Origin of the sequence: Maricaulis sp. (assembly GCF_039978735.1) — a bacterium.
In the GTDB taxonomy this organism is placed as follows: Bacteria; Pseudomonadota; Alphaproteobacteria; order Caulobacterales; family Maricaulaceae; genus Maricaulis.
Genome location: NZ_JBDWAS010000026.1, coordinates 56,755 through 77,785, shown reverse-complemented (window position 1 = coordinate 77,785; position 21,031 = coordinate 56,755). Strand labels below are relative to the sequence as shown.

Sequence of the window (21,031 nt, the reverse complement as noted above, 5' to 3'; positions counted from 1 at the left end):
TCCCTCAAACGGCTTGCGCCCGCCTCAACAATCCATCCCGCTTTCGAAAGCCTGCGCGATGGCGGGCTGACGGCGCATGATCCCGGCCGCCACGGCGCAACGCCCGGACGGCTGCAGGCGGGTATCGGCGGCAAGATCGGCGGCGATTGCGGCCGGTGTGTCCCGCCCGGTCATGACTTCCGGGCCGCCATCCGCCGGCGTGTCGAACCGCATGAGCCGGGCCGTCTCGCCCCAGCGCGGCCAGTCCGGACCGGCGCCACCGCCCGTGCCGGGCTCTCCGGTATGGGCAAACTGCCCCCAGTAACCGCCCATTGCATCGGCCAGCGCCGCGCGGCCTTGCGCATTGCGGTCATTGAACAGGACGCGATCGAACGGGCCGAACAGCTCGAAATGGTTGAAGACGAACGGAATCTCCATGGCGTGCGAGGCCCCGAGCAGAATGCCGGTATCGGTCAGCAGAACCTTGCCGCCCTCGTCCCAGTCGAACCGGTAGGCCCACAAATCCTCATGGCCGGCGGACCGCAGACGGTCGAGCAGGTCATCGACAGCCCCGACCCGCCAGCTGCGGCTGGGATATTCGACCGCCGCCTGGTAGCGCGCCACGTCGCGCGGCCAGACGAGCGGCCCCAGGCGCCGCGTCAGCTGCGGATCGAAGGCGGTGTAGAGCTTCATCTCGTCCCGATTGGCGCCGGTGATCAGGGGTACGGGCGCGAAACCGCCCGGCCGTGCCGCCGCGCCCAGTATGCCGTCTTCGGGCAGGCTCACCCCGTCCTCAATCATGCGCGGCAGCGAGGTGAAGGCACCGCTTTCATCGCGATAGACCGCATAGACATCCTCCAGGGACGTCGCCCGCATGGCCGCCCCGTCGGCATCGGGCCCGGCAAAGGCGGCAACGGCTTCCAGGGCGGGATGAAGATCGTTTCCGCCACCGTTTTCAGCCACCTCACGGCTGTTCGTGCCCGTTCCGCCGCTCTGCATGATGGCGGCATCGAAGCGGCCGCGCGCCGGTTCGGATGCCATCAGGGCGGCAATATTGAAGGCCCCGGCGCTTTCTCCGAAAATCGTGATCCGGTCGGCATCGCCGCCGAAAGCGGTGATATTGGCGTCCACCCAGTCCAGCGCGGCGACGAGATCGAGCAGCGCGAAATTCGCCGCCTCGTCCAGCGGGTGTTCGGCACTTTCGCGCAGGGCGGGATGCGACAGGAAGCCGAGCGGGCCGAGGCGGTATTGCACGGCGACGACCACGACATCGCGTTCGGCCGCCAGCTGCGAGCCGTCATAGGCCGAGGACGAGCCCCAGACATTCGCCCCGCCATGGATCCACACCATGACCGGAAGCCCGGCCTCGGGTGCCGCATCGCGCGGGGCATAGATATCGAGTGTGAGACAGTCTTCCTCGCCGATCAGCACGCCGGCCTCGACACCGGCGGCCCGGGCGGAAAGTTCATTGGTCACCTGGGGACAGACCGGACCGTGCTCGATGGCCTCGAGCCGGCCCCCGTCAAAGGCCAGGGCCGGACGCGGCGCGCGCCAGCGCAGATCGCCTTGCGGCGGCGCGGCATAGGGGATGGCCAGCCAGGCCGAGGCCGCCTCGCCGGAGTGAAAGCCGACAATCTCGCCCAGGGCCAGCGTGCGCTGGGTCTCCACCGCCGCTTCGATCCGGACCTGCGTCTCCTCGGCCCCGTCACACCCCGCCAGCGTCAGCAGCGCTGCAGCGGCTGCCAGGCACACACTTGTCTTCATCGACCCCTCCCGTTTGCACGGGCAGGTTTGGCCGGGGCGGCGGCCAGGTCAAGCAGAAGGGCGTCCTCGGCCGGAAAACGGCTGCGGAACCCCGCCTGTTCAACAAAAATGCTGGAAATGAAATGGTGAGCCGACAGGGATTCGAACCCTGGACCTACTGATTAAAAGTCAGTTGCTCTACCAGCTGAGCTATCGGCTCCCCTCACGAGGAGCGCGGAACCTATACGGGCGATTCCGGAGGGTCAATGCGGCTTTGACGGCGGATATCAGCATTTCGGCCAAGATTTTTCCGCAATCGCCGATAAACTTGCCGGCATGACGAACAGGGTCCTGATTCCAGCCATGGTTTGCTTCGCGGTGGCGTTGTCCGCCGGAGCATGCTCGTCCACCCGCCAGAATGCCGGCGAGACCGCCAGCATGGCCCGGGCCGAAACCACCGACGCACTGGAAGACGCGGTCGGCCTGCCGCGCGAACGGCCGGGTCCGATCATGGTCGACGAGGGCGACGATACCGTGCCGACCCCCTATGGCGGCGACGGCTCGCGCCGGCGCTGTTCGACCGTGGCGCGCGATGTCGCGCGGCTGACCGTGGTGCTGGGGCCCGATATCGAGGAAGAGGAACGCCAGGCCGAGGAAGAGGCCCGGGAGGAACGCAGCTGGTTCGACCGGGGTAGCGGACTGGCCGCCCAGGCCCCCGATTCGGCCGCCGACGGCGCGCGCAGCCTGTATCACTCCACGATTGTAGGGCTGAACCCGGTCCGCCCGGTGATCCGCTTCATCGGCGGCGCCGGCCGGATCGAGGACGAAGCGCGCGAGCAGCGCGAGATGGCCCAGCGCCGCCGCGCCTATCTGCGTGGTTTGTATGACGGTTTCGGCTGTCCGGCCCACCAGATGCGGCGCGCTTTCGAGGCCTATGGACTGGTCGAACCGGCCGCCGAAGACTGAGCCCAGCTGCATTACATTCCTGTAACCTTCGCAACTTTTCGTGGCGGCTGTCCGTTTGATGTCCGGATGGCAGGCACAGAGCTGTCCCCGGCTGAAGCCGGCAGATGGAGCAAGACAGGAGGTAGACATGAAACGCTTCTCTATCCTGACGACTGCAACCGCTGCATCGGCGTTTGCCTGCGCAACGACCGCGCTGGCCGGCGCTGCGGCCCTGGCCCAGGACGATCTTCACCAGGATGAAAAGCCCGTGGTGGACGAGCAGATGACTGTTGAAGGCCAGGCTCACGCCCCGGCGCCGAACGAGACGATCCAGGACAATGACCTGCTGCGCGAGACCGCAGAGGCCTGGGACAATTCGGACCTCGACCGCGCGCCCTATACCGATGACCACCACTGGATCGACCTGCGGGTTGAATCCGAGGATGGCGGCGAGCTCGGCGAGATCGAACGTGTCCGTCTGGGCACGGAAGGCGATGTCGAAGCCATCGTCGTCGAGAGCGGCGGCACGCTGGACATCGGTGGCCGCGAGGTGCTGGTCGAAGCCGACGAGGTGAGCTTTGCCCCCGAGGGTGACCGCCCGGTCGCGGTGATCGAGTACACCCGTGCGGAATTCGAGGCGCTGCCGGACTTCAACGAGGACGCAGCGACCGAATACCCGCTGTCGGATGACGACTATGGCGACAATGAAAACGATATGGAGCTCGATGACGGCCCGGCTGATCCCAGCCAGTAAGCCGGACATCTAAAGGCCCTGCTTCAGGTCCCTCCCCGCACCTGAAGCCCTTGAGCGGCGCTTCCGCCTCCCGGAAGCGCCGCTTCTGTATCTGCAGTTCAGCCGGGGAAATTCTCGCCGCTCTCGATGGCGGCGCGGCCCTCGTCCCATTTCGCGCGGAAGTCCTGGCGGAAGGCGTCGAATGTGCCCGCGGCAATCGCCGCCCGCATCCGCGCCGTCAGGTCCTCGAAATAGGCGATATTGTGCCAGGACATCAGCATGGCCGAGAGGTATTCGCCCGAACGGAAGAGGTGATTGAGGTAAGCCCGGGAGTAGTCGCGGCTGGCCGGACAGTCGATCGCCGGGTTGAGCGGACGGTCATCCTCGATGAATTCGGCGCGCTTGATATTGATCGGGCCATAATCCGACCAGGCCTGGCCGTGACGCCCGGACCGCGTCGGCAGGACGCAGTCGAACATGTCGACACCGCGCGCCACGGATTCCACCAGATCGATCGGCTTGCCCACACCCATCAGATAGCGCGGGCGGTCCGCGGGCAGGTGCGGCGTGGTGAAGTCGAGCACCTCGCACATCGTCTCGAACCCCTCGCCCACGGCCAGCCCGCCGATCGCATAGCCGTCATAGCCGGTCTCGATCAGGCGCTCCGCGCTTTCCCGGCGCAAATCCTCGAACACCGAACCCTGCACGATGCCGAACAGGTTCTGCGCCTCGCGCGCGCCGAAGGCGATCTTGGAGCGCTCGCCCCAGCGCACGGACAGATCCATGGACGCCTTCGCCTCGGCCTTCGAGCACCCGAAGGCGGTGCATTCATCCAGCTGCATCGAGATGTCGGCGCCCAGAAGATCGGCCTGGATCTCGATCGAGCGTTCCGGCGAGAGCTTGTGCTCCGATCCGTCGATGTGGGAGCGGAAGGTCACGCCCTCCTCGGTCATCTTGCGCAGCTTGGACAGGGACCAGACCTGGAAGCCGCCACTGTCGGTGAGGATCGGGCCCTGCCAGGTGGAGAATGTGTGCAGCCCGCCCAGCCGTTTCACGCGCTCCGCGCCCGGGCGAAGCATCAGGTGATAGGTATTGCCCAGGATGATATCCGCCCCGGTCCCCTTCACCTGGTCCATGTAGAGCGCCTTCACCGTGCCGGCCGTGCCGACCGGCATGAAGGCCGGTGTGCGGATCTCGCCACGCGCCGTCTTCAGGACGCCGGTGCGGGCCGCGCCGTCTGTGGCGTGGATGTCGAAGGGGAAACCGGTCATGCGCTCCGCTCGATCAGGCTGGCATCGCCGTAGGAATAGAAACGGTAGCCCGAGCGGATGGCGTGCGCATAGGCCCGCTTCATCACGTCCAGTCCCGCCAGCGCGCTGACCAGCATGAACAGGGTCGAACGCGGCAGGTGGAAATTCGTCATCAGCGCATCGGTGATGCGGAAGTCATAGCCCGGCGTGATGAAGATGTCGGTGTCGCGGCTGCCCGCCTCGATCACGCCGGGCTGTACGGCCAGGCTCTCGATCGTGCGCAGCGCGGTCGTGCCGACGGGGATCACCCGTCGGCCCTCGGCCTTGGCGGTGTTGATCGCCTCGGCCGCCCCGGCCGACACGGTGCACCATTCGGCATGCATGCGGTGATCGGCAAGATCGTCGGCCTTGACCGGCAGGAAGGTGCCCGCCCCCACATGCAGCGTCACATGCGTCTGCTGCACGCCGCGTTCGGCCAGCGCCGTCAGCAGGCGTTCGGTGAAGTGCAGGCCGGCCGTGGGCGCGGCAACCGAACCGTCCTGCTTGGCGAACAGGGTCTGGTAGTCCTCGACATCCTGTTCGTCGACCTCGCGCTTGCGGGCGATATAGGGCGGCAAAGGCGGCACGCCGGTCGCGGCAATCGCCTCGTCCAGCGCCGCGCCCGTACGGTTGAAGACCAGCCGCGTATCGCCGCCCTCGGACTTGCCGGTCACTTCGGCCGACAGATCTTCGGAGAAGGCGATCACATCGCCGACACGCAGACGCTTGGCCGGGCGCACGAAGGCACGCCAGCCGCTGGCGTCGAGACGCTTGTGCAGATTGACCTCGACATCGACCGGTCCGCCGCCGCCCACGCTGCGCGCCGGACGCACACCGTTCAGCGCGGCGGGGATGACGCGGGTGTCGTTGAACACCATCAGATCGCCATCACGCAGGAGATCGGGCAGGTCGGACACGCCGCGATCGGCGAACACGCCATTGCCGGCGATGTGCAGCAGCCGCGCCGCATCGCGCGGGCGCGCGGGACGCAGGGCAATACGCTCCTCGGGGAGCTCGAAGTCGAAATCGGATACGCGCATGGCGCTGGGGTCTATCCGGCAGCTTGCAGCTGCGCAATCTCTGCTGTGTAGTGGCCGCACACCCATCGCACCCGGACAATCCTGCCTTGCGTCTTTCCAGTCTCGTGTTTCTTCCGCTTGCCGGCCTCGCCGGCGTCGCTGCCGCATTGTGGCTGGCACCTCTCTGGCGCGGCTTCGACGCCTTCCGTCAGCTCTGGCCTGTCTGGGCGGTGCTCGCCCCGATCGCGCTGGCCGCGACTGTCCTGCGGCGTCACCGCACGGCCCGCTGGCCGATGGCCGTCATCGCCCTGCTGATCTGGCTGCCCGGGCTGGGCGAGCCGGTGCGCCGGCTGACGGCAGAGCGGACCGCGCCCGCCGACACCGTCCTCACCCTGCGCCTGGCAACGCACAATATGTGGGGCAGAAACACCGCGCCGGACGCCACCGCGGACACGCTGCTGGCCCTCAATGCCGACATTCTGGCGCTGCAGGAGGCTTTCGCGAATGCGCAGCCTGCCCGGGACCGGCTGGAACAGGCCTATCCGTTCGTGGCCCGCTGCCGCTCGACCCGGATACTGAGCCGGCTGGAAATCCTGGAAAGCGGCTGCGTCCGTCCGCCGGATCCGGCCGTGTTCCGGAGCACTATTCCCTGCGACCGGGAAGTGCCGCCCGCCACCTGGGCCCGCATCCGCCTGCCCGATGGTTCGGAAACCATCGTCGCATCGGTCCACCTGACCTGGCCCTTCCCCGGCGCCACGCAGGACTGCCAGCGCGGCGGCCTGGCGCGTTTCCTTGGCGCACTGCCGGCAGAGCGGATGATCGTGATGGGGGATTTCAACGCGGCAGCACCGTCCTATGCGCTGTCACGCCTGGAGCGCGATCTCGGCCTCGACCGGCGCACGCTCGCCCTGCCGAGCTTTCCCTCCGGCCGGCTGGTCCCGGAACCCGTGCTGGGGATCGACCACATCTTCGCCGGCGAGGCCTGGCAGACCGTCTCGGTGGAAGCCGGCCCGCAGACCGGCTCCGATCACCGCCCGGTGGTGGCGACATTGCAGCTGCGCTGACCGGCCGTCCCAAATGAAAAGGGCTGCCCCGTGAGGACAGCCCTTCTCTTGTCTCTGCAGCGATGCGCCGGGACTACGCCTCGACGACGCTCGCCTTGACGATCTTGCCCGGCTTGGCCGGCGGCTCGCCCTTGGGCAGGGCATCGACATGCTCCATGCCGGACACGACTTCGCCCCAGACCGTGTACTGATTGTCCAGATAGGGCACGGCGTCCAGGCAGATGAAGAACTGGCTGGAGGCCGAATCCGGATCGGCCGCACGGGCCATCGACATCGTGCCGCGCTGATGCGGCTCGGCGGAGAATTCGGCCGGAATATTGGTGCCGGAACCGCCCATGCCATTGCCGTTCGGGCAGCCGCCCTGGGCAACGAAACCGTCGATGACGCGGTGGAAGGTCAGCCCGTCATAAAAGCCGTCCCTGGCCAGCTTGGTGATCTGTTCGACGTGTTTGGGCGCCAGGTCCGGGCGCAGCTTGATGACGACATCGCCGCCTTCGAGCGTGAATACGAGTTGTTCTTCAGCCATGTGTCTTTCTACTCCGCAATTCTGGACGGCACGGTGATTTCGCAGATGTCGGGCAGATTGCCCTGGGCATTGCGCAGCGTGTCGAGATAGCCCGCAAAGGCCTCGCTGTCCGTGTCGACGACTTCAATCTCGATCTGGTCTTCGGCCGGCAGCTCGCTGCCGATACGCATGGAGCGGATCACGTCCGGACGGAAATCCGGGTCTTCCGCTGCCGAGCCGACGGCGATCTGGTCGACGGCCTCCATGCCGTGGCGCACCCGGCCCCAGACCGTATAGGTGGCATTGAGGTGATCGGGGCTGCCGGTGGTGATGTAGAACTGGCTGCGGGCCGAGTTCGGGTCGCTGGTGCGCGCCATCGCGGCCGCGCCGCGGCAATGCAGCAGCCAGGACTGGACCATGCCGTCGCCGGTGATGCCGGCCAGCGCGGCGGTCTGGGTGCCGGCATGGAAGCCGTTCCAGAAGCCGGCCTTCGCCATTTGCGGGATCTGGCCCGGATTGACGACGCGGTCCTGCAGCTCGCTGACAGCCGGCTCATCGGTGCGGCGGATGGTGAATTCGGCTTCCATCGGCGGCTTGTCGGCCGCATTGCCCGGATTGGCCCGCGAACCGCCGCCCTGCGCCATGAAGCCGTCAATCACGCGGTGCCAGACGAGGAAATCATAGAAGCGCTCACCGACCAGCTCGCGCAGGCGCGCGACATGGTTGGGGGCAAATTCCGGCGCCAGCTCCACCACGACCATGCCGTGATCGGTGTCGATGTAGAGCAGGCGGTCCTGATCGACCGTGCGCCAGGCTTCATCGGGGAAATCATAGGCCGGTTCGGCGGCGGCGGGTTCGACCTGGGTGGCGACGACCGCGGTGCTGGCGGCAGAGGCCGCGACTTCGGTGTCGGCTTCGGTTGCCGCTTCGCGGCCGCAGGCAGCGGCTGTGAGGGCCAGGGCGAAAGTGGCAGAAAGGGTCAGTCGCATGATCACGCAAGTCGCTCCTTGAGACGGGCTTCCACGGCGGGCGGCACGAAATCGGAGATACGTCCGCCCAGGGCTGCGATTTCCTTGACGAGGCGCGAGGCAATCGCCTGGTGACGCGGGTCCGCCATCAGGAAGACGGTCTCGATATCGTCATTGAGGCGCTGGTTCATCGCCACCATCTGGAATTCGTATTCGAAATCGGAGACGGCGCGAAGGCCGCGAATGATCGACTCCGCGCCGATCTCCTCGGCAAAATGCATCAGCAGGCCGTCGAAGGGCCGGACCTCGATCGCCGCGCCAGCCTCGAACTTCGCCACCTCGTCACGCACCATCTCGACGCGTTCCTCCAGCGAGAACAAGGGCTTCTTGGCCTCGTTGATGGCGACGCCGATCACCAGCTTGTCGACCAGTTTCACGGCCCGGCCGATGATATCGAGATGGCCGTTGGTGATCGGGTCGAACGTCCCGGGATAAAGGGCGGTTCGGGTCATGTCGGTCTCCTGGCCGGCTGCCGCCGCTGCTTGTAGCGGGATTGCGAGCGCCTTCAAAGCGTTTCGGGATCAGGCCTCGCTGTCATCCGCGGCACCGGGCGTGTCGTCCGGAGCGGCATCGGGCGCCTCGCCGGCCGGGCCCTCACCCGTCTCCGGCACCTCGCCATCCTCGTCCACGGCGTCATCCCCGGCATCGGGAATGCGGACCACGGCGACAACATTCTCACCGTCATTGAGACGGATGAGACGCACACCGCGCGACGAGCGGCTGGCGATCCGCACGGTGTCGACCGGGAAGCGGATCAGCTGACCGCCATCGGTGACCGCCATGATCTGGTCGGCATCCTCGACCGGGAAGCTGGCCGAAAGCGGGATCTCGCGCTTCACATCGGTGGCGGCGACGCCCTGATTGCCGCGGCCCATGACCCGGAAATCATAGGCGGAGGAGCGCTTGCCCATGCCGTCGGAGCCGACGGTGAGCACGAATTCCTCGGCCGCGCCCAGCTCGGCCAGGCGCTCGGTCGTCAGAGCCGCCTCGTCATCGCTGCCATCCTCGTCGGCCTCGAGCACCGGTGCATCGGCCTCCTCGTCATCGCCCAGCGCGCGGCGCATGGCGGTGGCGTGTTTCATGTAGGCGCGGGCCTCCGGCGAGGTCACGTCGACATGGCGCAGGATCGCCATGGAGATCAGCGTATCGCCCTCGGCGAGGCGGATGCCCCGCACGCCGACGGAATTCCGGCCGGCAAAGACGCGCACGTCCGTCGCCGGGAAGCGGATCGCGCGCCCCTTCTCGGTGGTCAGGAACACGTCGTCATCCTCGGTGCACAGCACCACATTGACGATGCGGTCGTCCTCGCCCTCCAGCTTCATCGCGATCTTGCCATTGCGATTGACCTGGACGAAGTCGGACAGCTTGTTGCGGCGGACGGTGCCCTTGTTGGTGGCGAACATGACGTCCATTTCCGCCCAGACGCTCTCGTCCTCGGGCAGCGCCATGATCGAGGTGATCGTCTCGCCCTGCTCCAGCGGCAGCATGTTGACCAGCGCCTTGCCGCGCGTGTTCGGCGCGCCCATCGGCAGACGCCAGGTCTTGGTCTTGTAGACCATGCCGCGATTGGAGAAGAAGAGCAGCGGCGCGTGGGTGGAGGCGACGAAGAGCGTGGACACGAAGTCCTCATCCTTCATCGACATGCCCGAACGGCCCTTGCCGCCGCGGCGCTGGGCCCGGTAGTCGGACAGGGCCGTACGCTTGACGTAGCCGCCATGCGTGACGGTGACGACCATGTCCTCGCGCGGGATCAGATCCTCATCCTCGAAGTCCAGCTCGGCATCGATGAATTCGGAGCGGCGCGGCGTGGCGTAGTTCTCGCGAACCTCGCGCATCTCGTCGCGGATGATATCGAGCACGCGATCACGCGAACGCAGGATGTCGAGGAGATCGGCGATCTGCTCGGCCAGCGTCTTGGCCTCATTGCCCAGTTCTTCGCGGCCCAGACCGGTCAGTCGGTTCAGGCGCAGTTCCAGGATGGCGCGGGCCTGTTCGTCGGTCAGGCGCAGCGTATTGCCGTCGGTCAGCACGGAGCGCGGATCGGCCACCAGCTCGACCAGCGGCGCAACATCGAGCGCCGGCCAGTCGCGCGACATCAGTTCCTCGCGGGCTGCGGCCGGGTTCGGCGCACGGCGGATCAGGGCGATCACCTCGTCGATATTCGCCACGGCGAGCGCCAGGCCGACGATGACATGCGCCCGGTCGCGCGCCTTGTTCAGCTCGAACTTGCAGCGGCGGGCCACGACCTCTTCGCGGAAGCGCAGGAATTCCTTGAGGATATCCAGCGCGCCCAGCAATTGCGGACGGCCACCGACCAGGGAGAGCATGTTGGCGCCGAAGCTGGTCTGCATCGGCGACCAGCGATAGAGCTGGTTCAGGATCACATCGGCATTGGCGTCGCGCTTCAGCTCGATCACCACGCGCAGACCGGTCCGGTCGCTTTCGTCGCGCAGATCGCCGATCCCCTCGATCTTCTTGTCGCGGACAAGCTCCGCGATCTTCTCGATCATCGAGGCCTTGTTCACCTGGTAGGGGATTTCATGGACGATGATCGCCTGGCGGCCATTGCGCACTTCCTCGATCGTGGTGCGCGAGCGCATCATGATCGAACCGCGCCCCGTCGCCAGCGCATTGCGGGCGCCGGTCCGGCCGAGGATCAGACCGCCGGTCGGGAAATCGGGCCCCGGAATGTATTCCAGCAGCTCGGTGTCGGTCATCGCCGGATTGTCCATCAGCGCCAGCGTACCGTCGATCACCTCACCCAGATTGTGCGGCGGGATGTTCGTGGCCATGCCGACGGCGATACCGCCGGCGCCATTGACCAGCAGGTTCGGGAAGCGGGCCGGCAGGACGACCGGTTCCCGGCGCTCGGCCGAATAGTTTTCGACGAAATTGACCGTGTCCTTGTCGATATCGGCGAGCAGCGACTGGGCCACCTTCTCCATCCGCGCCTCGGTGTAACGGTAGGCAGCGGGCGGATCGCCATCGATGGAGCCGAAATTGCCCTGGCCGTCGATCAGCGGCACGCGCATCGACCAGTGCTGGGCCAGGCGCACAAGGGCGTCATAGACCGCCTGGTCGCCGTGCGGGTGATAGCGGCCCATCACGTCACCGACGGCAGTGGCGCACTTGCGGTAGGACTTCTCGTGCGTCTGGCCGTTCTCGTGCATCGTGTAGAGGATGCGCCGGTGCACCGGCTTGAGCCCGTCGCGCGCGTCCGGGATCGCGCGGCTGACGATGACGCTCATCGCATAGTCGAGATAGGAGGAGCGCATCTCCTCCTCGATCGAGATATTGCCGATACCGTCGGGAAGGCCGGCATTGTCGCCAACCGGCGGAAGCTCGTCGTCGTGATCGCTCAAGGCGGTCCTCATGTGCTGGTTTCGCGGGCCCCGGCCGCCCCGGCCGGCATCCACGAAAAACGCCGCCGTCACGCGGCTGGCGGCAAAAGCCGGAAAAGCGCGTGAATCAGGCGGCAGGCCTGTCGCCAAGTCTTAACAATCGGGGGGGGCTGGCGCAAACACCAGCGTCGGTTGGCCGCGGCGCAATTGACAGGCGCTGTCTTCCGTTTGTGACAATCCCCGCTTACACCCGTGCCAGCTTCATCTCGTGTTGGGGAACCCGATATGCGTCTTGCCGCCTTTGCCACCCTTGCCGCCACGGCCCTTCTGGCCGCCTGCAGCCACGTTCCGTCACAGGCGCCGCAGAACGATCCGATCGTGCTGATGATCGGCCTGGACGGCCTGCGCTATGATGCGATCGACCGCTGGGACGCGCCGAACCTGCAGGCGCTTGCGGATCGCGGCACACGGCCGGAACGCATGATTCCCGTCATGCCGTCGAAGACCTTCGTGAATTTCTATTCCATCGCCACGGGTCTCTACCCCGAGCATCACGGCATGATTTCCAACTCGCCCTGGGATACGGCCGCCCGCCGTCACTTCAACAATGCCGAAGGCAGCCCGCAGGACCCGTTCTGGTGGCAGGGCGAGCCGATCTGGATCACCGCCGAGCGCCAGGATGTGCGCAGCCACATCATGTTCTGGCTGGGTTCGGAAAGCCCGGTCGACGGCGACATGGCCAGCGTCTGGCACCCTTATGAGCACAACAAACCCTATGACGAGCGGGTCGACGAGGTTCTCGCCTGGTTCGACGCCCCGGCCGGCGAGCAGCCGCGCTTTGCCGCGGTCTATTTCGACCATGTCGACACGGTCACCCACCGCGCCGGCCCGTTCACGCCGGAAGAAGGCCAGGCCGTTGCCGAAGTCGACCGGCTGGTCGGCGAGATCGTCGACGGTCTGGAAGACCGCGGCCTGCTGGACCGGACCAATATCATCATCGTGTCCGACCATGGCATGTCGGCCGTCTCGACCGAGCGCGTCATCCGCATCGACGAGCTGGCCGATCTGGACGGCATCCTGTTCGAGGAAGGCATGGGCTCCTACGGCATGGGGCTGGAGCCCTTCCTGATGGGCTATGGCAGCGAGGAAGACGTCAATCGCGTCTACCAGGCACTGCAGGGCGCCGATCCGCGCATCATGGCCTATCGCCGCGAGGACTATCCGGACCACTGGCATTTCGACCACCCGGATCGCGGTCCCGACCTCTTCATCCTGGCCCAGCCCGACTGGCTGATCACCACGTCGAGCACCGATCTGAGCAATCCCTATCACGCCTCGCTGCACGGCATGCACGGCTATGACAACCGTGCCGAAAGCATGGGCGCAACCTTCATCGGCGCCGGACCGGTCTTCCCGCAGGGCACCCGGCCGACGGCGTTCGAGAACGTCAATGTCTACGGCATCATCGCCTGTGCGCTGGACCTGGAACCGGCACAAACTGATGGCGACCCGGCCGAGATCGCCCGCATCACCGGCGGCAACTGCCCCGCCGAATAGTACGCACGGGACTGGCCAATCCGCGTCGTATCCGGTTCACTTCTCCCGCCATTCGGGAGAGACGCATGAACACGCTGACACGACGCGGATTTGTCTCCGCCAGCCTGGCCGCAGGGCTTGTCCCGCCGGCCCTTGCCCAGACATCCGCCGGGACCTCCCCGTGGGTCCCGGCCACATCGCTGCCGGTGCGCACCCAGGAAATCTATCCGGCCGTGCTGCACGGGCGCATCTACCTGGCCGGCGGGCTGTCCCCCGATGCCGGGGTGACGCAGGGCGGCATGGGTATTCTCGACCGTGTCTTCTGCTGGTTCCCGGGTCCGCACCTGGGCGGAAGCTGGGCGGAGATCGCCGCCCTGCCCGAACCGCGCCATCACCCCAATCTGGTCGGTCATGACGACGCAATCTTCGCCATAGGCGGCTTTCGTGCGGCCCAGGGCGGTGCCTGGCACATGCTCTCGACCAACACACGCTACGATCCAGAAGCCGACACCTGGCAGGAGGTCGCGCCCCTGCCCGAGCCCTTTGCCGAGACCTGCGCCGTCTCGCTGCCCTCGGGCATTCATGTCGCAACCGGCCGCCAGCCCGCGGGCGAAGCCAATGCCAACTGGCCGGACCACACCGACAGCGGCGCGCATTTCGTCTATGACGCCCGCGACGACCGCTGGCGCCGGGCCGCCCCCAATCCGAACCCGCGCAACTCGGCCGCCGGTGTTGCCCTGGACGGGCGCTTCCATGTGATCGGCGGGCGCCGTGTCGGTGCGGGCAATGAGACCCATCACGAGGCCTATGATCCGCAGACCGACACCTGGCACACGCTCGCCCCGCTGCCGCAGGGCCAGGGCGGGCTGGCCGCGGCTGTCGCCCATGGCCGTATCCACGCCTTTGGCGGCGAGTGGTTCGGCGATGATGGCGGTGGTGTCTATCCGCAGATGTGGATCTATGACCCGGCCGCCGATGCCTGGCAGGCCGGTCCGCCCATGCGCACGCCGCGCCACGGGCTGGGCGGTGTCGCCATCGATGATCGCATCTTCGCCATCGCCGGCGCGACCGGCCCGAGTGCGCAGGGAACGACCGGCGGGGTGGAAGTGTACGCACCGGCCGCCTAACTAGAAGCGGTAACCGGCCGGAGCCTGCCATGCTGACCCGAAGTGTCCTTGCGTTTGCCCTCACCGTCCTGGCGCCCGCCGCCATGGCCCAGACACCGGATGCGGCACCTGAAGATGCACCGGCCGCGGTCCGCGTGCCGATCAGCGGGCATAATGGCGAACCCCTGTCCGGGCTGGCTGTCTTCACTGAAGGACCGCAGGGCGTGCTGATCCGGCTGCGCGTCAACGATCTGCCGGTTCAGGCCCGCGGCCAGTGGCATGCCATCCATCTGCACGAGACCGCCGACTGCTCCGGTCGCGGCTTCACCGCTTCGGGCGGTCATATCAATCCCGACGGCGTGGCACACGGCCTGCTCAACCCGATGGGCCCGGCCCCGGCCGACCTGCCGAATATCTGGGCCGATGCCGCTGGCAATATCCACGCCGAGCTCTACGCCACCGGCATCACCGTCACGGATGCCCCCGGCCGGGTGTCCCTGCTGGACAGCGACGGCTCCGCCATCGTCATCCATGCCGGGCCGGACGACCACCACTCCCAGCCGATCGGTGGCGCCGGTACGCGCATCGCCTGCGGCGCGATCACCGCCGAGTAGAACACGCCGTCACGCCAGACCGTCGAGTTCCGGTTTCGCAAAATCGGGAAGCGTATGGATTGCATCTTGCAATGCACGTCCCGGGATGGTGAGAATGTTTTCCTCACTTAAAATTGTACAAACTTGGAGGGAAACATGATCCGCAAGACGCTTGTTGCAGCCGGAGCCATTCTTGTCGCCGGCGGTGGGACAGCCATTGCCTGGACTGTCGGCGACTACAACCCTTATTACGAGTACACCTACTTCAGCGACGCCTCGAAAACCGAAGTCGTCGGCTGGATGGATGAGACCTGCGTCAACAACCAGATCCTTCCCGGCCAGGCCGTGGGAACGCAGACCCCGTACTGGCACCGCTCCCTGCTCGGGAATTGCGGTCCGGGCGGTCACCCGGTCTAGACCAGACCTGTTTCGGGATAACAAGCAGGCGGCTCTGCCTGACCGCGGAACCGCCTGCTCCCGATCAAACACCCAAACAATCAGAGCGCGGGCTTCGTGACCATCAGGACGAAAATCCCGATCAGCGCGGCAAAGGCCGGCCAGCCCAGCACGAACCAGATCCGCATCAGACGGTGAACCTCCGGCGGAACGGCCACACCGTCCGTCACCGCAAGCCGGTCGCGCACGCGATACTGGATCCAGACCACCGGCAGCCAGCAGGCCCCGATAAAGCCGTAGAGACTGTAACTGGCCAGCAGCCAGGGCGCGGTCAGCGGCCATCCGGCCAGATGTGCCAGGGCGATGCCGGACAGGGGCTGGACCGCGACCGCACTCGCCGTGAACAGCCAGTCGGCCAGGACCACATGGCGCGCCGCGAGCGCAAAGCCGGCCCGCTCGCCGGACCGCCAGGCCATCAGCATGAAGAAGGCAATCGCCGCGCCGGATCCGAACAGGACGCAGGCCGAGAGGATATGGACGAGCCGGGCGATCACATAGAGGTCCATCAGCGTTCATCCTCCGTCGCCGCCACCAGCAGCGCCAGTGCCATCGCCGGGAAGACCTTGATCACCGGGCCCAGCGGATCGATCCACAGGTCCGGCGCCAGCCAGCTGATCCCGGCGACATAGCCAATCGTGCCCGCAATCATCAGCGCAGCGGCACCGCGCACACGCCATTTGGCGAGCATGGCAAGACCCACCGCGATGTCGAACAGCGAGGTGAGCCAGAAAACAGCGGTGCCTGCCGAGCCTGTCAGCCCCGCTCCCGCCAGCACATCCATCGCGCCGGACCGGGCGACGGTCAGCGTCAGAAGTCCCGTCACCAGCCAGAACAGGCCCAGCACCCAGCGCGCCAATGGCCGGGCAAAACCCAGCCGCGCCTGCCAGCGATCCTGCACGCCGGCGGGGTTTGCCGCGAGCCAGTCGTGAAAACCGCGCGGCCGGGCACCGGTGGCCGCGATCCAGGACGCCGGATCGCCCTCGACATCGAAGTCGAGCTGTTTGAGGGCATTGCTGCGCAGGGGCGTGCGCACGCCCAGCCGGCCCAGAAGATCCCCGGCCCGGAAGGCCGGGGCGGCAAGCCCGCGCGGCACCGGCCAGATGCGGGTCTCGCCGAAACCCAGCCAGCGGCGATAGCCGCGCGCGGCATCGGCCAGGCTGACCCGTTCCGGACCCGCCAGATCGAAGCTTTGCCGGGACGGCGCGTCCGGCCGGGCAAGGTCCGCCACCGCCGCGCACAGATCATCCATGCCGATCGGCCGGAAGACCTGCTGCCCGCCGACCAGCGGCGTGACCCAGGGAATACCGCACAGCGCGCGCAGCAGGGCTGTGCCGCCATAGACATTGCGGGCGATCACCAGCGAAGGACGCAGGATCAGCCAGTCGAGATCACGGGCTTTCAGTGCCGCCTCCCCCGCCAGCTTGTCCCGCGCATAGCTGGACCCGGCCGCCGCATCGACCCCGACCGCCGAAATGTGCAAAACTCGCCGGACACCGGCCTGCTCGCACGCCGCGAACAGGGCATCCGCCCCCGCGACATGGACCGCCCGGCTGTCATCGCCGAGCCCGTCCTGCAGCACGCCGACACAGTTCACCACCGCATCGACGCCCGCCAGGCGCTCCGCCCAGTCTTCGGAACTATCGTGCCGGAAGTCGCAGGCGACCCAGTCCAGCCAGGGCGCCCGCCGCCGGGCGCTTTCCACGCCACGGGCGGCCGCCACCACGGCGTGTCCGGCAGCGTGTAGATGCGCCGCGATATGGGAACCGATAAAGCCGGACGCTCCGGCAATGAGTATCTTCAAGGCAGCGCCCCTCCGGCCGAATCTGCAGCCAGTCTACAGCGCAGGGACGCCGCCGGAAGATCAGTCCTGGCGCCGGTAGTGCGACAGGGCGTTTTCCAGCCGCAGGGTCAGCCCGGTCGCCTCACCCAGGGCATTGCGATGGAATTCGATCTCCCAGATGCCCATCGTGTCGGCCATGTCGGCCAGCACGAAACGCGTTGGCGAGAGCGGGGTGAGCGGGCTGTAGCGATCGCCGCCGGCCCGGCCGATTTCCAGCTGGCCGTCCTGGACGCGCACTGCCAGAGGCAGTTCGAAAAACCCGCCGCTCATCTGCTCACGCAGATCGACCGGGAAGCCGGCATCGACGGCATAGGTGCCAGAAAAATCCGCCAGTACGGCCGGATCGAGCCTCAGCTCCGGTGCGATAACCGGCGCATTGACCGGCCAGTCCATCGTGTCGGCAACCGCATTGCGGATCTCGTCGATCAGGGACCGGCCCCGGGCGCCATTGGTCAGAATGACCAGGCCGTCGCCCGTGGCCGGATGGCCCTCGATCCAGGCCCGATAGGAATTGTTCGTGCCGCCATGGTGGAAGACAAAGCTCTCGCCACTGCCGGTCACGCGCGGTCCCAGCCCGTGCTCGCCGGGTGCGATACGGGTCATCATGGCAATGGCCCCGGATTGCGACAGCGGTCCCGCCTCGCCGCGATAGCTGTCGATCAGCCCGGCCACCAGCGCACCGAGATCATGGGCGCTGGTCCACAGACCCGACGCCGCCATTTCCGGCATGGCCTCATAGCCGCGCGGCAGGGCGACCGGTTCGCCGTCGCCATTGTGAGCGCGCGCGATATTGCCATGCTCCGGCGGCAGCGGATTGGTGTAGGTGCTGCGCGACAGCCCCAGCGGCGCGAACAACTGGTCGCGCGCAACCGCCTCGAAGGGCGCGCCCATCACATCGCTGACCAGCAATTGCGCCAGCGTGTAGCCGCCGCCGGAATACCGGTAGCCGGTCCCCGTGCGGAACTCGCGCGCCAGCGGCTCGCCGCTGGCCGGGGCCGCACCGTTCAGCGTCGCGATCACATCCGGCAGGGCCTCGCCCGGCTGGAAGTCGGCAAAACCGTGAATGTTGAAGCCGGAGGTGTGCGAGAGAATGGCCCGCAGACTGACCGGCTCTCCGGCAAACGCATCGCGTTCGGCCGGCAGCTGCCAGGACGAGACCGTGTCCAGCACGTCGGCATCCAGATCGAGATAGCCGGCGTCGGCCAGGCGCAGGATCAGCGTCGCCGTGACGACCTTGCTGACCGAGCCGGCGGAGAACACGGTGTGCGCATCGACCGGCGTGTCACCGCCGGCCTGCAACACGCCGAAACCGGCCTCGTAGACCACCGCGCCATCATCGATCACCGCAACGGCGACGCCTGGCACGGCGTAGTGCGCCATGCGCTCTTCGAGCGTCCAGCTTTGCGGCGCGCCGGCCCGCTGGATGCGCGGCCGCAGATGATCGGCAAAGCCGGCGGCGCGCTGATCGGGGCTCCGGGCCTGGGCTGCCAGGACGATTGTGGTGGTGGCTGCAACGGCCAGACAGGCGCCCAGCACAAAGGGTTTCGCCAGGCTGGCGAAAGAGGATTTTGTCATCGGTGTCTCCGGAAAGTGTGACCCCGCCGCCGCGCCTTGAATGGCTGGCGGCGGGTATGGCAGCTGAGGCTAGCGGCCCGTCGGGGCCTGATGCGTGGCGCCATTCGCTTCAAGCCAGCGCACCATGTCGCGATGGCCGTTGCGACGCGCTTCGCTCAGTGGCGAGCGGTATTCCTCGCGGCCATCGCGGATATTGGCGAGCACGGTCAGCGACAGGTCGGCGCCGGCCTCGGCCAGGCGTTCGGCGACATCGACATGACCGCCCTGGGCGGCATTGATCAGCGGTGTCTCGTCGCCGCGGACATAGGCGTCGGGATCGGCGCCGGCTTCCAGCAGCAGATCGACGACATCGACACGGCCGCGCAGTGCTGCGGCGATCAGGGCATTGCCATCGCCGGAATAGGCCTCGTTCACATCGGCGCCATAGGACAGCAGCATTTCCACCATCTCACGATCGCCGCGTGCGGCCGCCGCGATCAGCGGATTGCCGTCCCCGCGCACGCCCAGATCGGGATCGGCGCCGGCCGCCAGCAGAATGCGCGCGGCCTCTTGCTCGCCATTGCGGGCGGCCGCCGTCAACGCCGTGCCGTCGCCGGAAAAGCGCACATCGGGATTGGCGCCATCAGCCAGCAGGGCCGAGACCTCGCCGGTGCGGCCGCGGCGCGCGGCGTGGAAGAGGCGCGCATCGCGATCGAGGGATTCATCCAGCGAGCGCGGCGCGGCGGCCGGCGCGTCCAGGGTGGCGCCAACGCCGGGCGTCAGGATGAGGCTTCCGGCAGCCAGCACGGGGAGGATGAGGGCAAAACGCATGACACTGTCCTTTCGATGGAGCGCACCGGGCGCTGTGAGATGGCCGATACGGCGGGCCAGACCGCTGCGGGTCGGCGCGGCCGCCAGGGCCAGGGAGGGCGTTTTCACGGCCGCTGCCGCACTATCGAGCAGGGCAATCGCCAGGGCGCGGGGCTGACCGGTGATCCGGGCCGCCTGTCGGTCGCACAGGGCTTCGCGGGAGCGGTCGAGTACTGGCAGGACCCAGCGCAACGGCAGCGCCCACCAGAACACCGCCATCACGGCCCGCACGCCCAGCGCAGCCCAGGTGTCGCCGCGGCGCACATGGGCAATCTCGTGCTCGATCACCGGCCGGGCCGAAGCATCCAGCACAAAGCCGCGCGGCACCAGGATCAGCGGGGCGGTGAAGCCGGCCACCATGGGGCAGCTCACCGCGTCACTTTCGGCCACCGGCAGGGCGAACGACATCGCCAGTTCAGCCGGCGGCACGGTGCGGCGCGCCCGCGCTTTCAGACGCTGCAGCGCAACCAGATCGGCGGCCAGGCGCAACAGCATCACCAGGGTGACAAAGGCCCAGATCGCCAGCCCGGCCCCGGCAAGCAGGTCCGCCGAAACCGGCAGGCGCTCGAACAGGCCGGCCGTCTCGATGTCCGGCAGTTCGGGCAGGCGCTCATGCGCCTTGGCGGGCGTTTCCGCGATATCCGTCACGGCCGGCGTTTCGATATAGACCGGCAGGGCCTCCTGCGGCGGCGCCGGCCGCGGCAGGATGGCGATGATGAAGACCAGGGGGACGATCAGGATGGCCGCCAGCGCCAGATCGTGGCGCTCGCGCAGCCAGGCCTGCGGCGCGAACCGGTCGAAGACGGCAATACCGGCCGCCAGCACCGCCGCCGCGGTCAGCGCGAAACCGGCGGACTGGATCAGGGCCGCGATCATGGCTCGCCCTCCCCGCCGCTCTTGCGCAACACTTCGGCACGCAGCGCCTCGATGTCTTCCAGCGTCAGCTGGTCGTCCTTCACCAGGTGCTGGGCCAGGCTCTGTGCCGATCCGCCGAACAGGGATTTCACCAGCGATCCCAGTGCCGAGGCCTGGGCGCCCTCGCGCGACAGGAGCGCATGATAGATGTGGGCACGTCCGTCCTTGCGGAAACCGACATAGCCCTTGTCGGCCATGATGCGCACCGTCGTCAGGACCGTGGTGTAGGCCAGGCCGTGATCCGGTGCGAGCACATCGGTGATCTCGCGCACGCTCGCTTCATCGCGATCCCACAGGACCGCCATGATGCGCTGCTCGGCATCGGTAAGCTGGGGAGAGGCAGGACGGGCCATCTACGAATTCCTTAGTTGATAGAGCCAACCTATCCCGGCCGGCGACGCGTTCAACTAAAAAATTAGTTATGGACTGAAAACGGAAGCGGGATTGGCGGTGGGCGCGTCCCGCGGAGCTATCGGGATGGCTCGACAGGCCCGGGCGAACCGCCCACCGGGACG

General features: G+C 67.2%; 19 protein-coding genes and 1 tRNA gene. 7 read left to right on the top strand and 13 right to left on the bottom strand.

Annotated elements, in window-relative coordinates:
• Window positions 1–24 precede the first annotated feature (24 nt).
• Both ABJO18_RS07605 and ABJO18_RS07600 read right to left on the bottom strand, forming a co-directional pair.
• On the bottom strand, window positions 25–1,743 hold the full coding sequence (locus ABJO18_RS07605) for a carboxylesterase family protein (RefSeq protein WP_348507030.1): 1,719 nt from the start codon (window positions 1,741–1,743) through the stop codon (window positions 25–27).
• A gap of 123 nt (window positions 1,744–1,866) precedes the next feature.
• Window positions 1,867–1,942: transfer RNA gene (locus ABJO18_RS07600), tRNA-Lys, on the bottom strand.
• Window positions 1,943–2,085: 143 nt separating this feature from the next.
• Between ABJO18_RS07600 and ABJO18_RS07595 the strand changes: the two genes are divergently transcribed.
• Both ABJO18_RS07595 and ABJO18_RS07590 read left to right on the top strand, forming a co-directional pair.
• On the top strand, window positions 2,086–2,688 hold the full coding sequence (locus tag ABJO18_RS07595) for a hypothetical protein (protein WP_348507031.1): 603 nt from the start codon (window positions 2,086–2,088) through the stop codon (window positions 2,686–2,688).
• A gap of 127 nt (window positions 2,689–2,815) precedes the next feature.
• Entirely contained in the window at window positions 2,816–3,421 is a 606-nt protein-coding gene (locus tag ABJO18_RS07590; protein WP_348507032.1) for a PRC-barrel domain-containing protein, read from the top strand.
• A gap of 98 nt (window positions 3,422–3,519) precedes the next feature.
• Here ABJO18_RS07590 and tgt read toward each other — a convergent pair whose 3' ends face one another.
• Window positions 3,520–4,671 (bottom strand): tRNA guanosine(34) transglycosylase Tgt, encoded by a 1,152-nt coding sequence (gene tgt, locus ABJO18_RS07585; RefSeq protein WP_348507033.1) that lies wholly within the window; start codon window positions 4,669–4,671, stop codon window positions 3,520–3,522.
• Window positions 4,668–5,729 carry a tRNA preQ1(34) S-adenosylmethionine ribosyltransferase-isomerase QueA gene (gene queA / locus ABJO18_RS07580; RefSeq protein ID WP_348515819.1) on the bottom strand — a complete coding sequence of 354 codons (1,062 nt, stop codon included), beginning with the start codon at window positions 5,727–5,729 and terminating at the stop codon, window positions 4,668–4,670. The genes tgt and queA overlap by 4 nt, the downstream gene beginning before the upstream one ends.
• A gap of 86 nt (window positions 5,730–5,815) precedes the next feature.
• Between queA and ABJO18_RS07575 the strand changes: the two genes are divergently transcribed.
• Window positions 5,816–6,772 carry an endonuclease/exonuclease/phosphatase family protein gene (locus ABJO18_RS07575; protein WP_348506983.1) on the top strand — a complete coding sequence of 319 codons (957 nt, stop codon included), beginning with the start codon at window positions 5,816–5,818 and terminating at the stop codon, window positions 6,770–6,772.
• A gap of 73 nt (window positions 6,773–6,845) precedes the next feature.
• Here ABJO18_RS07575 and ABJO18_RS07570 read toward each other — a convergent pair whose 3' ends face one another.
• The 4 genes from ABJO18_RS07570 to gyrA all read right to left on the bottom strand — a co-directional run bounded on the left by ABJO18_RS07570 (window position 6,846) and on the right by gyrA (window position 11,679).
• Window positions 6,846–7,298, bottom strand: coding sequence for a peptidylprolyl isomerase (locus ABJO18_RS07570; protein ID WP_291887459.1), 453 nt, complete (start codon window positions 7,296–7,298; stop codon window positions 6,846–6,848).
• A gap of 8 nt (window positions 7,299–7,306) precedes the next feature.
• Complete coding sequence (locus ABJO18_RS07565) at window positions 7,307–8,266, bottom strand: peptidylprolyl isomerase (protein WP_348506982.1); 960 nt, start codon at window positions 8,264–8,266, stop codon at window positions 7,307–7,309.
• A gap of 2 nt (window positions 8,267–8,268) precedes the next feature.
• A complete protein-coding gene (coaD, locus tag ABJO18_RS07560; RefSeq protein ID WP_348506981.1) occupies window positions 8,269–8,757 on the bottom strand; it encodes a pantetheine-phosphate adenylyltransferase in 489 nt (162 codons plus the stop codon).
• 69 nt (window positions 8,758–8,826) lie between these two features.
• A complete protein-coding gene (gene gyrA, locus ABJO18_RS07555) occupies window positions 8,827–11,679 on the bottom strand; it encodes a DNA gyrase subunit A (RefSeq protein WP_348506980.1) in 2,853 nt (950 codons plus the stop codon).
• Window positions 11,680–11,931: 252 nt separating this feature from the next.
• Here gyrA and ABJO18_RS07550 point away from each other — a divergent pair, with 252 nt between their 5' ends.
• The 4 genes from ABJO18_RS07550 (at window position 11,932) to ABJO18_RS07535 (ending at window position 15,298) form a co-directional block, all read left to right on the top strand.
• The gene (locus ABJO18_RS07550; protein WP_348506979.1) at window positions 11,932–13,203 is read left to right on the top strand and encodes a nucleotide pyrophosphatase/phosphodiesterase family protein; all 1,272 of its coding nucleotides are present in this window, start codon (window positions 11,932–11,934) and stop codon (window positions 13,201–13,203) included.
• Between the two features lie 65 nt (window positions 13,204–13,268).
• Complete coding sequence (locus ABJO18_RS07545) at window positions 13,269–14,309, top strand: galactose oxidase (protein ID WP_348506978.1); 1,041 nt, start codon at window positions 13,269–13,271, stop codon at window positions 14,307–14,309.
• Between the two features lie 29 nt (window positions 14,310–14,338).
• Window positions 14,339–14,902: a superoxide dismutase family protein gene (locus ABJO18_RS07540; RefSeq protein ID WP_348506977.1), complete on the top strand. Its 564-nt coding sequence runs from the start codon at window positions 14,339–14,341 to the stop codon at window positions 14,900–14,902.
• 135 nt (window positions 14,903–15,037) lie between these two features.
• Complete coding sequence (locus ABJO18_RS07535) at window positions 15,038–15,298, top strand: hypothetical protein (RefSeq protein WP_348506976.1); 261 nt, start codon at window positions 15,038–15,040, stop codon at window positions 15,296–15,298.
• Between the two features lie 80 nt (window positions 15,299–15,378).
• Here the strand turns inward: ABJO18_RS07535 and ABJO18_RS07530 are convergent, their stop codons facing one another.
• The 5 genes from ABJO18_RS07530 to ABJO18_RS07510 all read right to left on the bottom strand — a co-directional run bounded on the left by ABJO18_RS07530 (window position 15,379) and on the right by ABJO18_RS07510 (window position 20,869).
• Window positions 15,379–15,843, bottom strand: coding sequence for a DUF2269 domain-containing protein (locus tag ABJO18_RS07530; protein WP_348506975.1), 465 nt, complete (start codon window positions 15,841–15,843; stop codon window positions 15,379–15,381).
• Window positions 15,843–17,138 (bottom strand): SDR family oxidoreductase, encoded by a 1,296-nt coding sequence (locus ABJO18_RS07525; protein WP_348506974.1) that lies wholly within the window; start codon window positions 17,136–17,138, stop codon window positions 15,843–15,845. Before ABJO18_RS07525 ends, ABJO18_RS07530 begins: the two co-directional genes overlap by 1 nt.
• A 60-nt stretch (window positions 17,139–17,198) precedes the next feature.
• Complete coding sequence (locus ABJO18_RS07520) at window positions 17,199–18,752, bottom strand: serine hydrolase domain-containing protein (RefSeq protein ID WP_348506973.1); 1,554 nt, start codon at window positions 18,750–18,752, stop codon at window positions 17,199–17,201.
• A gap of 69 nt (window positions 18,753–18,821) precedes the next feature.
• Window positions 18,822–20,477, bottom strand: coding sequence for an ankyrin repeat domain-containing protein (locus tag ABJO18_RS07515; protein WP_348506972.1), 1,656 nt, complete (start codon window positions 20,475–20,477; stop codon window positions 18,822–18,824).
• On the bottom strand, window positions 20,474–20,869 hold the full coding sequence (locus ABJO18_RS07510) for a BlaI/MecI/CopY family transcriptional regulator (protein WP_271185221.1): 396 nt from the start codon (window positions 20,867–20,869) through the stop codon (window positions 20,474–20,476). Before ABJO18_RS07510 ends, ABJO18_RS07515 begins: the two co-directional genes overlap by 4 nt.
• Window positions 20,870–21,031: the final 162 nt, after the last annotated feature.

Bases quoted from the DNA above. Each gene is read 5' to 3' on its own strand.
- ABJO18_RS07550 (WP_348506979.1), top strand. From the start codon at position 11,932: ATGCGTCTTGCCGCCTTTGCCACCCTTGCCGCCACGGCCCTTCTGGCC.
- ABJO18_RS07520 (WP_348506973.1), bottom strand. From the start codon at position 18,752: ATGACAAAATCCTCTTTCGCCAGCCTGGCGAAACCCTTTGTGCTGGGC.
- ABJO18_RS07545 (WP_348506978.1), top strand. From the start codon at position 13,269: ATGAACACGCTGACACGACGCGGATTTGTCTCCGCCAGCCTGGCCGCA.
- ABJO18_RS07565 (WP_348506982.1), bottom strand. From the start codon at position 8,266: ATGCGACTGACCCTTTCTGCCACTTTCGCCCTGGCCCTCACAGCCGCT.
- ABJO18_RS07515 (WP_348506972.1), bottom strand. From the start codon at position 20,477: ATGATCGCGGCCCTGATCCAGTCCGCCGGTTTCGCGCTGACCGCGGCG.
- gyrA (WP_348506980.1), bottom strand. From the start codon at position 11,679: ATGAGGACCGCCTTGAGCGATCACGACGACGAGCTTCCGCCGGTTGGC.
- queA (WP_348515819.1), bottom strand. From the start codon at position 5,729: ATGCGCGTATCCGATTTCGACTTCGAGCTCCCCGAGGAGCGTATTGCC.
- ABJO18_RS07530 (WP_348506975.1), bottom strand. From the start codon at position 15,843: ATGGACCTCTATGTGATCGCCCGGCTCGTCCATATCCTCTCGGCCTGC.
- ABJO18_RS07570 (WP_291887459.1), bottom strand. From the start codon at position 7,298: ATGGCTGAAGAACAACTCGTATTCACGCTCGAAGGCGGCGATGTCGTC.
- coaD (WP_348506981.1), bottom strand. From the start codon at position 8,757: ATGACCCGAACCGCCCTTTATCCCGGGACGTTCGACCCGATCACCAAC.
- ABJO18_RS07510 (WP_271185221.1), bottom strand. From the start codon at position 20,869: ATGGCCCGTCCTGCCTCTCCCCAGCTTACCGATGCCGAGCAGCGCATC.
- ABJO18_RS07605 (WP_348507030.1), bottom strand. From the start codon at position 1,743: ATGAAGACAAGTGTGTGCCTGGCAGCCGCTGCAGCGCTGCTGACGCTG.
- ABJO18_RS07540 (WP_348506977.1), top strand. From the start codon at position 14,339: ATGCTGACCCGAAGTGTCCTTGCGTTTGCCCTCACCGTCCTGGCGCCC.
- ABJO18_RS07595 (WP_348507031.1), top strand. From the start codon at position 2,086: ATGGTTTGCTTCGCGGTGGCGTTGTCCGCCGGAGCATGCTCGTCCACC.
- ABJO18_RS07590 (WP_348507032.1), top strand. From the start codon at position 2,816: ATGAAACGCTTCTCTATCCTGACGACTGCAACCGCTGCATCGGCGTTT.
- tgt (WP_348507033.1), bottom strand. From the start codon at position 4,671: ATGACCGGTTTCCCCTTCGACATCCACGCCACAGACGGCGCGGCCCGC.
- ABJO18_RS07535 (WP_348506976.1), top strand. From the start codon at position 15,038: ATGATCCGCAAGACGCTTGTTGCAGCCGGAGCCATTCTTGTCGCCGGC.